A 14,215-nucleotide genomic window follows, 5' to 3' on the forward strand; every position below is an offset into this window, starting at 1 on the left:
AACGGCGCCAAAAACTCTTGACAGTGATTCTCGGAAGTGCGATTCTCGGAGGTGTTCAAGACTACGAGGAAAGCTTCCGTGACGGTGACGTTCGGGGGCTTTTTTCTTTTGCGGGTTGTCTCCTATCCGAATTGTCAGCTGACAACCGGTCTAACTGCCTCATTTTCCCTCATTTTCCTCTTCGAACTCAGCGGCGAGGCCAACCAACCGCCGAGCCAGGAATTCTGAAAACGCCGCCGATTTGACGGCAATGCGAAAGGTCTTGCCGGAGCGGGACACGGAGGCAAGCGTCTTGCCCTCTTGCGTCCGCAGCGTCTGCTCGGCACGCTGCGGCGCCCCCTCTTCCTCCAAAGTCTTCCAGACGGCATCGAAGCGACCGTTGGTCTCCAATGCTTGGAACCCGCCGGCACGGATGGCGGCCTGCGCCTTCTTTTGTCCGCCCGTCTCCCTAAATTTTTCGGCAAAGGCCAGCCAGCGCGGACGCCCTACCTTGGGCGCCGGCCCGATAGCGAGAATAATCTCGGGATCGATCGTCTGCGCCACCTGTAGCAGCCTCGACGTTTCCGGCTTATCCGTGGCCAGCGCCTGGGCAATCATGTCGCGATTGAAGCCGTGCTCATCCATGCGCCGTGCGAAGAGCGCCCGTTCGATGAAGCTCAGGTCGACGCGTGGACCGTTTTCCTGGCCTTGTGCCAGAATCAGCTCTTCATCCGTGAGCTTGCGCACCACAGCCTTGATCGGAATCCCGATCTCGGCGGCCGCACGCAGGCGCCGGTGACCATAAGCGGCCTCGTAGTGTCCGGGTTTAACAGGATCCGGCCGCACCAGGATCGGGACCTGCTGTCCACTTTCCTGCATCGATTGCTTCAATCGCTCGAACTCGGGATCCCTGTCGACCGGGATGCGGTCGCGGATAAAGGACATTTCGACGGCACCCGGATCAATCTCCAGCACCCTGTCGCCTGAGGCGAGCGATTCACGCAACGCCTTGGCAGCAGCAGCTTCCTCACCCAGCCGTCCAAGCGACAGGTTCATCGCCTTGACCGCGCCGGATGGCCGATGCGGCGGCGGCGCGCTTTGCGCCTCCGGTCGGGCCGGCTCCACCGAGCCGACCATGCTCTTCAGGATATCGCGACCTTTTGGGCTCATGTCCTGCTCCATGCACTTCGGATGAGTTGCTCGACCTCAGCATTGACGCTGTCGACGGATTCGACGCCGCGGTCATAGGTCTGACGATGCATCGTCTCGCGCCCCGCCTCGTAGATCGTCTGCTTGGACAGGCCCGCGTCCGAGACAGCGGTCGATTTGACCATCATAGAGGTCAGCACGCGCTCGCCGAACAGGCTGCGCAGGAAGGCGACAATCTGCGCCTGGGGGCCATCATTGGATTCATAGCGAGTGACCAGATAGCGCATCCAGTCATAATCGAGATTGCCGCCTGCCTGCTTGACGACGGCCAAAAGGTCGGAAGTCATCGTCAGGAACTGGTTCATCGATGCCACGTCAAGCATCTGCGGATGAACGGTGATCAGAACGGCAGTCGCAGCGCAGAGAGCAGACAGCGTCAGGAAGCCGAGGGTAGGGGGGCAATCGATGATGACGACGTCGTAGCTCTGCTCCAGCGAATGCAGCGCATTGCCGACCCGCATGAAGAACATGTCCTTGTCGTCGCGATTGGTGTCGGCCAGCGCCCTTGGGGTGTCGTGCTCGAACTCGTGCAGTTCAAGATTGCCGGGAATGAGATCGAGACCCGGGAAATAAGTCTGGCGGACGATGTCGCCAACATCACGCCGCGTCTCGTCATATTTGATAGCGCCGTAAAGCGTCTCGTTCTCGCCGACGTCGAATTCAGGCTGATATCCGAGCATCGCCGACATTGACGCTTGCGGGTCAAGGTCGACCGCGAGGACGCGGTAGCCGCGTAGCGCCAGGAACTGCGCCAGATGGATCGAGGTCGTCGTCTTGCCGGAGCCGCCCTTGAAATTGGTGACGGCAATAACCTGGAGATGGTCGCCCGGCCGGCGCATCGGCAGATAGGAGGGTTTGGTTCGCCCCAAATGCTGCCGCATCGCATGGATTTCCTCGAGCGAGAAGACACGGCGGCCGGCGGCCGTCTTTTCGGGGTTGATGCTTTCCACCTGGGCGGCAAGATGGCGGACATAGCTGTCGGTAACGCCGAGCAGCTTGGCGGCCTCGGTGCTGCTGAACCGCCGCAACGATTTGCGGGCATTGGGCGAAAACAATCGCTCGAACAGCACCTGAAGCTGGCTGCTAAGCATGGTCGAGTCCTGCGCAATCGTCTCATCGATCGAGACTTGACTCGCCCTCTTGGCTTTCTCAACAATCGCGGCCTTGGTCGGCATTCACGCAAATCCTGATAAATCGGGTAATTTTGCGCAAATGATCGTGAGTCTGGCGATTCCGTCAAGCGGTTTCTTGGTTAGCCAACAGGTAACAATGAGGACTCGACAAAAAAATACATGGAATTCCGGAATCTTAACCCAATTGTCAGCTGACAATCGTGGCGATATTCGACTCCATGGAAGCAACCGAACTGCCGAACTTCATTGCGGAGTCGCTTCGTCACTCAGAACCGGAGGGCTCCGTCAAAGCCGTTCTCATTTATAGGAAGACGAACGGTAGAGGTTTTCGGCCTCCAAGCCGCGGACGGGCTCGGTGCCGGAAGACTTGTCATTTTCATCCTGACATTCGGGATCGCGGCGCGCTGGGGCAAGGCCGAGCATTTGTTCGAGGCGGCCGGCATTGAGCGGAGCGCTTATTCCCTTGAAGTTCATCTTCTGTCTTTCGTCTGCGTATGAGCTTTCGTGAAGGAGAGATAAGCGCAATTTGAACCCGCGGAGAACCTCCCGCCGACGTTATCACCATCTTTTCGGTTTGACGCTGAGGGAGGGGAGGGGACGCACGCAACATGGCAGGATTGGCCACGGAGAAGGACGAGAGACGCTCCCGCTAGGCGAATCAGGTGCCGATTGATATGCTCAACATCCATGGGCCAACTGAATAACGGCCAGTCTGCCAGCCCCAGTGAGATCCAGATAACTAGGCCTAGTGTGCGGTCATCTCTAGCGGAACTTATGAGCTGCTTCACTTCCGTGTGCCAAATTCCTCCTTATTTACCGACTATTTACCATAAGCCCTGCGGCAGCCCGTCATCGTCGCTTGCGAAGGATTGTTGGCACTAAGGCAAGGCTACGCCCCCCAAGTCTCGGCCAGGCAATGGCGGCGGATGGATGTCAGGCGCTATCGCGCTTCATTCCCTCGCGATTAGTGAAATGCGCATTGCCCAAGCCCGTGCCGATGGTCAGTACCGCCCATCTCGACACGTCGTTCATGAAAGGGATCTGCGACAAGCCCTGCACGACGGCGTCATTGTGCATCATCACGAATGTCCCGTGATCGCCAATTTCGGGAATGGCCTTCATCAGCGCGGCGGGAAGATTAAAGCTGTCGCTTTCCCAATTGCCACCGGGCAGGTTCTGCCCGCCGCGTTCGATGGAGCCGTCAGCCTTGATGATGCCGGGACAGCCGATCCCGATGATCGGGGCAGGGTTCAGATCGGCCTTTTCGGCCTTATCGATCAGCTCCTGTAGCATCGCCGTCAGCTTCTCTACGGTCGCACCGCGGCTCGGCTCGTCGTCGGCGTGACGCCAGATGGCCGATTTCCAGACGCTCGCATCGGCAAAATGCGGGCTCTTTTCCTTTCCGAACTCGACGACACCGGCACGAACGTTCGTGCCGCCTATATCGACGGCGAGCATCGCTTTGTAGCCTTTGAACATCCAGGGCGGCATGAGATGAACGGACCCGATCAATCCTGCCTCGTCGGGATGGTGGACGATCGGAACGACCTCGATATTGATGCCGGCCGCCTTCAGAAGAACCATGGTCCTGGCGATCGCCAGCTCCCCGAAGCGGCTTTGCCTGAAGCCGCCGCCGACGACGATGCGCTCGGTCTTGAACCAGCGCTCGTCCTCGAGGAACTTCTCGATGACCTCGGCAAAGTCCTGCGCAAAGTCCTCCACCGCCCCCACGATCAGGGCAGCGGCCTCCATATCGTCTCCCTTCAGCAGAGACTCGATCTTTTTCTTGGAGAGCTTCGCTGTCGGAACCTTGCCGATCGGGTCGTCTCCGAACCTGCGGACATGTTTTCTCCAATCGTCGAGCTTCTGCTGAAAAGTCTTCTTGTTGGCGTTGTCGCCAATAAAGCCGTTCCTGTCACGCAGTTCATTGTTGTAGTCGTCGATCGTCACCAGCGGCAAAACAGTCGCGCCATGCGCCAACGGCGCGGTGACCTCCTCGCTATTCTTGGAACTGCTTTTGGCCATCAATCTACCTTTACGGCGCGAGTGCTTGAACGGGCGGCCAGATTAAACGCGAACCCGCCTCTGGATGTTCCCGTGCCGGCCACGTCATCTTGTCCTAACCGGCTGGCGACCTAGCTTCAATGATTGCAGAGTTTGGAGAATGCCGTGCAGGACGATACCGCTACGCAGGAAATGCTTTCATTGGTGCTGGATGAACCGGAGCGCTGGGCGATGTTTCTCGACATCGATGGAACGCTGCTCAACCTTGCGCCAACGCCGGATGCGATCGAGGTGCCGGAAGCCCTTCCCGGACAACTTCACCGCCTTTCGAACAAGCTCGGCGGTGCCTTGGCGCTGGTCACCGGGCGCTCGCTTGCCTATGCCGACGCGCTATTCAAACCCTTTGCATTTCCAACGGCAGGCCTGCATGGCGCCGAGATCAGGAGCGCCGCTGGAATGCACACGCTCGAGGCGACGCCCGAGTTTCAGGCGCTGAAACATGCATTGACCGCCGAAGCCGAACATTATCCTGGGGTTCTGATAGAGGATAAGGGTGCGGCCGTTGCCGCTCACTACCGGCTGGCACCCGAATATGAAAAAGTGCTCGAGGAGCGCATGCATCATTATGCGGAGCTCGCCGGACCGAACTGGGCGTTGCAGCTCGGCAAAAGGGTATTCGAGCTGCGACCGGCACGGTCGAGCAAGGGCGATGCGCTGGAGCGATTCTTCCAGTCCGATCCTTTCAAGAATCGCGTTCCCATCACCATCGGCGATGATTTGACCGACGAGTCGATGTTTGCGATCGCCAATGCACGTGGCGGCGTTTCCGTGCGTGTCGGCGCCATAGGTGCCCCGAGCTGCGCCACGAGCCGGCTGTCTTCGTCTGCACTGGTCAGAAACGTCATCGCCGCCCTGGCCGCCTGAGACATATCCTTGGACGATCTCTAAGCCGGATTGCTGTCGCCTTTGCGCCGCCTGTGCAGACTTAATCGTCAAAAAAGTATCGGTTTTGAGCGGGAATCGTGGTGGCGCGCTTGAAATGAGCCCACTACACTTGCTTCTAACAAGAAGGCCAAAAAGGGAATTTGGCATGCGGGCCTGGGACCCGTCCTCGGAGGAGGAACAATGGAACCTGACTTGGAAGTCGTTCAGATCAGACCGGGCGAGTCCTTCGCAACGAAGGCGCACGGTTATCCCTATCACACCGTTCGCTGGCACTTTCATCCAGAATACGAACTGCATCTCGTCGTGGCGACTACCGGACGTTATTTCGTCGGCGATTTCATCGGGGAGTTCGAACCGGGCAATCTGGTGCTTGCCGGCCCTAATCTTCCCCACAATTGGATCAGTGACGTCCCGAAGGGGTCGAGCATTCCGCTTCGATGCCAGCTTATCCAGTTCAGCGAGACTTTCATCAGCGACACGATGAAGGTGCTGCCAGAGCTCGGTCCCTTCGAGCCGGTCCTCGAAGCGTCGCGCCGCGGTGTGCTCTTCGGGGCCGAGACCAGCGGGCAGGTGGCGCCCCTGATGGACGAAGTGCAGCAGGCACAGGGCGTGCGTCGTATCGAACTCTTCATGATGATCGTCGGCCTTCTCAGCCGGGCGCAGGATGCGCAGCTGCTTGCCAGCCCGAGCTATCTGCCCGACCCGTCCGGTTATATGTCGGCCGGCATCAACAAGGCACTCGCCTATATCAGGGAAAACCTGACGAAGTCCTTCGACGAAGCCGACTTGGCGAGGATTGCGGAACAGTCCACAGGCGCCTTCTCACGCGCCTTCCGCCGCCATACCGGCATGTCTCTCGTGCAGTATGTGAAACGCCTGCGGATCAATCTCGCCTGCCAGATTCTGATGAGCGACGAACACGCTTCGATCACCGATATCTGCTTCGAGGTCGGCTTCAACAACCTGTCCAACTTCAACCGGCAGTTTCTTGCGGAAAAAGGCATGACGCCTTCGCGCTTCCGACGGTTGCTCGGCGACAATATCAACGTGGCGAAGGCGGCATAAGGTCCGCCGAAGACGGCAATAGGGGAGGGTAAGGAGGAGGAAGGAAAACCGAGCAGGCTTAACGTGAGCGCGCGACGAGCGGCTCGCGAGAGGAGACGCTTGTCCTCAGAACAGCAAATCGCCGGGACAGGCACAGCCGCTCATTCAGCCGAACGGCACAGCAGGACACTGCAACCACGAACTACACGATTTTTTCCAATGGGAGGAGATGGAAATGTTGAAATTTTCGATAAAAGCAGCGGGCGCGGCAGCACTTATGCTGTCCTTGCTCGGCGGGACTTCCGCCCTTGCACAAAGCGCTGTTGCGGATGCAACCGTCGCGTTCCTCATGCCCGACCAGGGCTCGACCCGTTACGAAGAGCACGACCATCCGGGCTTCGTCGCGGAAATGAAGAAGCTTTGCGCGTCGTGCAAGGTGATCTATCAGAATGCCGATGCCGATATCGCCAAACAGCAGCAACAGTTCAATTCGGCCATCACCCAGGGCGCCAAAGTCATCGTGCTGGACCCGGTGGATTCGGCTGCGGCCGCATCGCTCGTCCAGCTCGCCCAGAGCCAGGGTGTAAAGGTCATCGCCTATGATCGTCCGATTCCGACGGGCAAGGCCGACTTCTATGTCTCCTTCGACAACAAGGCTATCGGCAAGGCAATCGCGGAATCGCTCGTCCAGCACCTGAAAGCCAAGAACGTGCCGACCGATGGCGGCGGCATTCTGCAAATCAACGGTTCCCCAACCGATGCCGCCGCCGGGCTGATCAAGGACGGAATTCACGAGGGTCTGGCAAGCGGAGGATATAAGACGCTTGCTGAATTCGACACGCCGAACTGGCAGCCGGCGAATGCCCAGCAATGGGCCGCCGGACAGATCACCCGCTTCGGCAAACAGATCGTCGGCGTCGTCGCTGCTAATGACGGCACCGGCGGTGGCGCGATCGCAGCCTTCAAGGCCGCTGGTGTCGATCCCGTGCCGCCGGTGACCGGCAATGACGCAACGATCGCCGCGCTGCAGCTGATCATAGCGGGCGATCAATACAACACGATCTCAAAGCCGAGCGAAATTGTCGCCGCTGCCGCTGCCAATGTCGCCGTGAAGCTCTTGGCGGGCGAGACGATCAAAGCCGAGATGACGCTCTACGACACGCCCGCCCAGCTTTTCGTGCCGGCCGTCGTCACTGCCGAAAACCTGAAGGCCGAGATCATCGATAAGAAGATCAATACCGCCGAGGAGCTCTGCACCGGCCGTTACGCCGAGGGCTGCAAGAAGCTCGGCATCACCAAGTAATGCCAATAAGAAGCGCGGCCATCGGTCGCGTTTCCCATTTCGCTGTTTCCGAAAGGCCAGGCGATGTCCGAAAACTCTCATCAATTTGACTCCGACCAGCCCGTCCTTAGCCTGCGCGGAATTTGGAAGAATTTCGGGGCTGTGTCGGCGCTGACCGATATCGAACTCGACGTGCATGCCGGCGAGGTCGTGGCTCTGGTGGGCGACAATGGCGCCGGCAAATCGACGCTGGTCAAGATTCTCGCCGGCGTGCACCAGGCGAGTTCAGGCACCATTCTGTTCGAGGGCAGACAGGCAGATTTGTCGAGCCCCAGCGCTGCGCTCAATCTTGGCATTGCAACCGTCTTTCAGGATTTGGCGCTTTGCGAAAATCTCGACGTCGTCGCCAATATTTTTCTCGGCAAAGAACTCAACCCCTTCCAGCTCGACGAGGTCGCCATGGAGATCCGCGCCTGGAAGCTGCTGAACGAACTTTCCGCGCGGATCCCGAGCGTGCGCGAGCCCGTCGCCTCGCTTTCCGGGGGCCAACGTCAAACCGTCGCGATCGCCCGGTCGCTGTTGCTCGAGCCGAAACTGATCATGCTCGACGAACCCACCGCCGCGCTCGGCGTCGCCCAGACCGCCGAGGTATTGGATCTGATCGAACGTGTGCGTGAACGCGGCCTCGGCGTCATCATGATCAGCCACAATATGGAGGATGTGCGGGCGGTGGCAGACCGCATCGTCGTACTTCGCCTCGGCCGCAACAACGGCACCTTCATGCCGGACGCATCCAACGAAGAGCTGGTCAGTGCGATCACCGGCGCATCAAACAATTCCGTGTCCCGCCGTGCAATGCGCCGCAAGGCGCAAGGCCAGCAGAACGAGGAGGGCAGGCCATGATGAAGACCATTCAGAACGAGCCGGCAGCACCCGCGCTTCTCGACCGGCGCGACGAGAGAGTGCGCCATGACGACAGCCTTGCCGGCTGGGTCCGCGCGTTCTGGGATCGCATCCGCTCCGGCGACCTCGGCTCGCTGCCTGTCATCGTCGGCCTGGTGATCATCTGGACGGTCTTTCAGGCGCTCAATCCGGTGTTTCTCTCCAGCGCCAACCTCGTGAACATGCTGTTCGACTGTTCGACGGTCGGCGTCATTTCGCTCGGCATCGTTTGCATTCTGATGGTGGGAGAGATCGATCTTTCCGTTGGCTCCGTCAGCGGCTTCGCCTCGGCACTCACCGGCGTCTTCTGGATCAACCAGGGTTGGCCGGTGGTGCTCGCCATCCTCGCCGCCCTGGCTGTCGGCGCCCTGATCGGCTCGCTCTACGCGTTTCTGTTCAACCGCTTCGGCATGCCAAGCTTCGTCTCCACGTTATCAGGGCTCCTCGCTGTACTCGGCCTGCAGCTCTATATCCTCGGATCGACCGGCTCGATCAATTTGACCTATGGCTCGTGGCTCGTGAATTTCGGGCAGATCATGGTCATGCCGGATCCCATCTCCTATGCGCTCATTGCGCTGGCCGGCATTGCCTTCTTCCTCGCGAGCTACCGCACGGCGGCGCGCCGGCGGGCAGCCGGCCTGTCGTCGAAATCGACCAGCGGCCTCCTTCTGCGCGCGGTCATCATCACGGTCGTCCTGGAAGCAGTCGCCTTCTATCTCAACCAGTCGCGCGGCATTCCCTGGATGTTCGGCCTCTTCGTCGGCCTCGTCGCAGCGATGAACTATGCGCTGACGCGCACGAAATGGGGGCGCTCGATGCAGGCCGTCGGCGGCAACAGAGAGGCCGCGCGTCGCTCGGGCATCAACGTGCCGCGTATCTATGCGAGCGCCTTTATCATGTGCGCCTTGCTTGCGGCGACCGGCGGCGTGCTTTCCGCCGCGCGGTTGGCGACCGCCAGCCAACAGGCCGGCACTGGGGACGTCAATCTCAATGCCATCGCTGCGGCGGTCATCGGCGGCACGAGCCTGTTCGGCGGGCGCGGCAGCGCCTACTCAGCCCTTCTCGGAATCATCGTCATCCAGTCGATCGCCAGCGGGCTGACGTTGCTCGATCTGTCGTCGTCGCTTCGCTACATGATCACCGGCGCCGTGCTTGCCGTCGCCGTCATCGTCGATTCCCTGGCACGCCGCTCGCGGATTTCGCACGGCAGAGCCTAATAAACCAGGAAAGCAGAGGAAGAAAATGGGACAGGATCTGTCTGGAAAAGTCGCGGCCGTCACCGGAGCGGCGTCGGGTATCGGCCTGGAATGCGCCAGGACCATGCTTACATCAGGCGCCCGCGTCGTGCTGATCGATCGCAACGAAGAGGCATTGAGGGAACTCTGCGCGCAGCTCGGCGAAAAGGCTGTTCCGTTGGTCGTCGACCTCCTGGATCCCAAAAGCGTGGCTGGGATGATGCCTGGAATCCTGGAGAAGACTGGCCAGTTGGATATTTTCCACGCAAATGCCGGATCCTATATCGGTGGGGAAGTGCTTGACGGCGACCCTGACGCCTGGGATCGCATGCTCAACCTCAACATCAACGCGGCGTTCCGCTCGGTGCATGCCGTCCTGCCGCATATGGTCGAACGCAAGAGCGGTGATATCATTCTGACGAGTTCGGTTGCCGGGATGATCCCCGTGGTCTGGGAACCAATCTACACGGCTTCCAAACACGCGGTCCAGGCCTTCGTCCATACCCTTCGGCGCCAGGTCGCCAAGCATGGCTTGCGGGTCGGCGCCGTCGCGCCCGGCCCTGTCGTTACCGCCCTTCTGAGCGATTGGCCGCAGGAGAAACTCGATGAGGCGCTCGCAGCCGGCGGTCTGATGGAGCCGAAGGAGGTGGCCGAAGCGGTGCTCTTCATGCTGACGCGTCCACGCAACGTCACCATCCGCGACCTCGTCATTCTGCCGCAGAGCACCGACATATGAGGAGGATGTGCCAGGCTCTCTAACCGGAGAAGGAATCGGCCATGATCTTCGACAGATTTCGCCTGAACGGACAGGTGGCCCTCGTTACCGGCGGTACACGCGGCATCGGGCTCGCGATCGCCGAGGCACTCGGCGAGGCGGGCGCCAAGATCTACATCAGCGGAAGAACCCGCAGCGGGGCGGCGGAAGACCGGCTTGCCAAGGCCGGCGTCGATTGCGATTTCGTCGCCGCCGACATGATGAAAGACAATGCCGCCGATGCACTCGTTGCCGAAACCCTCTCGCGGGCTGGCCGGCTCGATATCCTCGTCAACAATGCCGGCATCGCCATTCATGGCGACAGCGGCGAATTCTCCGACGCCATCTGGCGCGAGATCATGACCGTCAATGTCGACGCCGTCTTCCGCACATGCCGCGCAGCACTTGCACCCATGCGGCGCCAGGGCGGCGGCGTCATCCTCAATATCGGCTCGATCTCCGGCATCGTGTCCAACATTCCGCAGAACCAGGTTGCCTACAACACCTCCAAGGCGGCCGTGCATATGATGACGAAGAGCCTGGCGAGCGAAGTCGCCGCAGAGAACATCCGCGTCAATGCGATTGCACCCGGCTATATTGAGACCGATATGTCGCGCGGCGGCATCGCCAATCCCGACTGGTTCCCGACCTGGCGAAGCATGACGCCGATGGGACGTGTCGGGCAGCCGGAAGAGGTGGCGGCTGCGGCCCTGTTTCTCTGCTCGGCGGCGGCAAGTTACGTCACCGGCGAAGTGCTTGTCATCGACGGCGGTTACACGACGCGGTAAAGTGTCAGCGATCGTCGGGGGAGGGGCCTACGCTCGCATTTGGTCAAGCGGTGCTGATGCTGCGGAAGTCGGCCCTGAGATCGCGCCTCAGCTACGCGGCAGGCCTGCCGGCCGCAGATGTTTTCTGAGAGCCGCAATCCTGAAGATGGCGTTGGCGGCGCCATAACCGCGATAACCGCGCCGCTCGACAATCTCGAAGAACAGGCCCTCGCCATAGGTCGGGCTATAGAGCTGGAAATATTCGCCGTAATCATCGCGGTCATAAAGGATGTTGCCGGCCTTGAGGCGATCGGCAAATTCGGCGTCGAGGCCGAAGCGGGCTTCGAGATCGTCGTAATAGTTCGGCGAAATCGCCAGGGTGACGAAGCCGTTGGCGGCAAGGGAGGCGGCGGTGGCGAAAATGTCGTCGGTCCTGAAGGCGAGATGTTGGATGCCGGAGCCGAAGGTTTCGGCGATGAAGCGGCCGGCGAGCGTATTGCGGTTCTCCGCGCCGTTCATGGTGATGCGCAGCGAGCCTTCGCTGTTCTCCACCACCTGGCTGCGGACGATACCGGAGGGATCGACGATATCAACCATCGGCGTCTTCTCGGCCTCGATCAGCGAGGTATAGAACAGCAGCCAGGTCAACAGCTCCTCGTATTTCATCGTCTGCGCCATATGGTCGATCGCTTGCAGCCCGGCCGGCTCGCAAGCGCCACCGTCTTCGATCGCATCGAATTCAATCTCCCAGATGCGGCCGAGCTCGCTCTTGCGGTCGAGGAAATAGAGCACGCCGCCGCCAACGCCGCGCACCGCCGGCATCTCGATCTCGCCGGCATCGAGCGATTGTTCGAACCGTTCGGCGCCGAGCGCCACGGCGCGCTGCAGGGCTGCCTCGGCATCGTCGACCATCAGCCCGGCGGCATAGGCCGAAGTGCCGTGGACGGCATAGGAGGCGCTGGCAAAACCTTTCCGTTCGGTATTGATCACGAGATTGATGGCGCCCTGGCGGAAGACGGTGACCCGTTTGCTCTTGTGTCTGGCAGCTCTGCGGAAGCCGAGGCTTAAAAACAGCGCCTCGAGCTGCGACGCCTCGTCCTCGTCGGCGGTGAATTCGATGAAGGCGATGCCCTCGACGGCGGCGCGCGGCGGCATTGAAGGCACCGGCAATGCGCTCTCCGGCTGCTGCCGCTTCACCTGATCGCCGAGATAGATCAGCGAGCGGCGGCCATCGACGGCGATCGCGCTCGGCGAACCGCCGCGGAACTGATCGTTGAAGATCTCCAGCGAGAGATAGCCGTCATAGCCGGTTGCGGCCACCGCCTTCATGAAATCGAGCACCGGCAGGTCGCCTTCACCCGGCATGTTGCGGAAGTGCCGGCTCCAGTAGAGCAGGTCCATGTCGATCGACGGCGCATCGGCAAGCTGGATGATAAAGATCTTCTCCTTCGGGATCGACCGGATCGAGTTGACGTCGATCTTGCGCGACAGCGTGTGAAAGCTGTCGAGGATCAGTCCGATATTCGGATGATCGGCCCGCCGGACGATCTCCCAGGCGTCGCGGTGATCGTGGATGTGGCGGCCCCAGGCGAGCGCCTCGTAGCCGACGCGCAGGCCGCGTTTGGCGGCGCGCTCGCCGAGTTCACGAAAATCCGCCGCCGCCCGGTCGAGGCCGCCGAGCGATGCCGGCGAGACATTCGAGCAGACCAGCACGAGATCGGTGCCCATCTCCTGCATGAGGTCGAACTTGCGCTCCGCCCGGTCGAAGGTGCGGCCGCGCAGCGGTTCCGGCATGCCTTCGAAATCGCGGAACGGCTGAAACAGAGTGATCTCCATGCCGAGATCACGCACCATCCGCCCGACCTCTTTCGGGCTCTCGTCGAAGATCAGGAAGTCGTTCTCGAAAATCTCCACCCCGTCGAAGCCGGCCTTGGCGATCGCCTCCAGCTTGTCGCGGAGATCGCCGCTTAGCGAAACAGTCGCAATCGATGTCTTCATCGCAGTGGTCCTTGCGGAGAGCGTTAAGTCGTCATGGTCTTGAAATGCGCGAGCATACGACCGGCATCGGGTTCCCTTTCGGTAATCAGGCGAAAGGCGGCGACAGCCTGAAAGACCGCCATGCCGCCGCCATCGAGCGTCCGGCAGCCGCGCCGTCTCGCCTGCTGCAGAAGCTCCGTCTCCAGCGGGAAGTAGACGATCTCGGCGATCCAATGGCGCCTCTCCAGGAGTTCCGGCGGAAGCGGCGTGCCGGGATATTTGGCCATGCCGGTCGGCGTCGCATGGATAAGACCGGATGCATCCTTCATCGCGGCCTCAAGGTCGCTGCCGGCTGTGACCGACGCTTCGGGAAAGAGCGCGGACATGGTTTCCGCCAGATCGACGGCGCGCTCATGCTCGCTATCGAAGACCGTCAGTCTCTTCAGGCCAAGCGTCAGGATCGCATAGGCAGTTGCAACACCCGCCCCGCCGGCGCCAAGCTGCACGGCGGCGGAAAGGTCTGCTTGCGGCAGCCCGCGCCGAAAGCTCTCGGCAAAGCCCCACCAGTCGGTATTATGCCCGAAGCGCCTGTTGTCTTTCAGGACGACGGTGTTGACGGCGCCGAGCGCCCGAGCTTCCGGCGACAGGTCGTCGAGCAGGGGAATGACGAGCTGCTTGCAGGGATGGGTGATATTGAGGCCGGCAAGTCCACGAGTTTCGGCATCCTCGATCAGACGCGGAAGATCGGCGGGCGACGCATTCAGTTTGAGGAGATCGATCAGCTCATAGTCATAGTCCAACCCCTGTGCCGCACCTTCCTTCATATGCATGGCAGGCGTCAGCGAGGCCTGGATGCCGGAGCCGATCAGCCCGGCCTTCAGCGGTTTCAGCAGTGTCTCGGCCATACGCCAGTTCCCGTTTTGCTCGAGATGGAAAAGGCCCGA

Annotated in this window: 13 protein-coding genes; 7 read left to right on the forward strand and 6 right to left on the reverse strand. The window is 60.7% G+C overall.

All coding sequences use genetic code 11. The annotated features are described in order from the left end of the window. Nucleotides 1-159: 159 nt before the first annotated feature. From repB to GA0061105_RS10555, 4 genes are all read right to left on the reverse strand, one after another. Nucleotides 160-1,149: a plasmid partitioning protein RepB gene (gene repB, locus GA0061105_RS10545; RefSeq protein WP_092750008.1), complete on the reverse strand. Its 990-nt coding sequence runs from the start codon at nt 1,147-1,149 to the stop codon at nt 160-162. After that, on the reverse strand, nt 1,146-2,363 hold the full coding sequence (gene repA / locus GA0061105_RS10550; RefSeq protein WP_092750010.1) for a plasmid partitioning protein RepA: 1,218 nt from the start codon (nt 2,361-2,363) through the stop codon (nt 1,146-1,148). The genes repB and repA overlap by 4 nt, the downstream gene beginning before the upstream one ends. A gap of 255 nt (nt 2,364-2,618) precedes the next feature. Further along, nucleotides 2,619-2,795 carry a hypothetical protein gene (locus tag GA0061105_RS32820; protein WP_167358537.1) on the reverse strand — a complete coding sequence of 59 codons (177 nt, stop codon included), beginning with the start codon at nt 2,793-2,795 and terminating at the stop codon, nt 2,619-2,621. Nucleotides 2,796-3,254: 459 nt separating this feature from the next. After that, a complete protein-coding gene (locus GA0061105_RS10555; RefSeq protein ID WP_092750012.1) occupies nt 3,255-4,346 on the reverse strand; it encodes a glucokinase in 1,092 nt (363 codons plus the stop codon). A gap of 123 nt (nt 4,347-4,469) precedes the next feature. On the opposite strand from GA0061105_RS10555, the gene otsB reads away from it, so the two are divergent. From otsB to GA0061105_RS10590, 7 genes are all read left to right on the forward strand, one after another. Further along, the gene (gene otsB, locus GA0061105_RS10560; RefSeq protein WP_208601638.1) at nt 4,470-5,249 is read left to right on the forward strand and encodes a trehalose-phosphatase; all 780 of its coding nucleotides are present in this window, start codon (nt 4,470-4,472) and stop codon (nt 5,247-5,249) included. A gap of 201 nt (nt 5,250-5,450) precedes the next feature. After that, complete coding sequence (locus GA0061105_RS10565) at nt 5,451-6,335, forward strand: helix-turn-helix domain-containing protein (protein ID WP_092750014.1); 885 nt, start codon at nt 5,451-5,453, stop codon at nt 6,333-6,335. A 208-nt stretch (nt 6,336-6,543) separates the two neighbouring features. Further along, entirely contained in the window at nt 6,544-7,617 is a 1,074-nt protein-coding gene (locus GA0061105_RS10570) for an ABC transporter substrate-binding protein (RefSeq protein ID WP_092750016.1), read from the forward strand. 63 nt (nt 7,618-7,680) lie between these two features. Next, nucleotides 7,681-8,499, forward strand: a complete 819-nt coding sequence (locus GA0061105_RS10575) for an ATP-binding cassette domain-containing protein (RefSeq protein ID WP_092750018.1) — start codon at nt 7,681-7,683, stop codon at nt 8,497-8,499. After that, entirely contained in the window at nt 8,496-9,755 is a 1,260-nt protein-coding gene (locus GA0061105_RS10580; protein ID WP_064695069.1) for a sugar ABC transporter permease, read from the forward strand. Before GA0061105_RS10575 ends, GA0061105_RS10580 begins: the two co-directional genes overlap by 4 nt. Nucleotides 9,756-9,780: 25 nt before the next feature. Then, nucleotides 9,781-10,509: an SDR family oxidoreductase gene (locus GA0061105_RS10585; RefSeq protein ID WP_064695070.1), complete on the forward strand. Its 729-nt coding sequence runs from the start codon at nt 9,781-9,783 to the stop codon at nt 10,507-10,509. A gap of 41 nt (nt 10,510-10,550) precedes the next feature. Continuing rightward, a complete protein-coding gene (locus GA0061105_RS10590; protein ID WP_092750020.1) occupies nt 10,551-11,315 on the forward strand; it encodes an SDR family NAD(P)-dependent oxidoreductase in 765 nt (254 codons plus the stop codon). 87 nt (nt 11,316-11,402) lie between these two features. Here the strand turns inward: GA0061105_RS10590 and GA0061105_RS10595 are convergent, their stop codons facing one another. Both GA0061105_RS10595 and GA0061105_RS10600 read right to left on the reverse strand, forming a co-directional pair. After that, on the reverse strand, nt 11,403-13,292 hold the full coding sequence (locus tag GA0061105_RS10595) for a bifunctional sugar phosphate isomerase/epimerase/4-hydroxyphenylpyruvate dioxygenase family protein (protein ID WP_092750022.1): 1,890 nt from the start codon (nt 13,290-13,292) through the stop codon (nt 11,403-11,405). 23 nt (nt 13,293-13,315) lie between these two features. After that, the gene (locus tag GA0061105_RS10600) at nt 13,316-14,176 is read right to left on the reverse strand and encodes a shikimate dehydrogenase (protein ID WP_064695073.1); all 861 of its coding nucleotides are present in this window, start codon (nt 14,174-14,176) and stop codon (nt 13,316-13,318) included. Between the last annotated feature and the right edge of the window lie 39 nt (nt 14,177-14,215).

It is taken from the genome of Rhizobium aethiopicum, from assembly GCF_900094625.1.
In the GTDB taxonomy this organism is placed as follows: domain Bacteria; phylum Pseudomonadota; class Alphaproteobacteria; order Rhizobiales; family Rhizobiaceae; genus Rhizobium; species Rhizobium aethiopicum.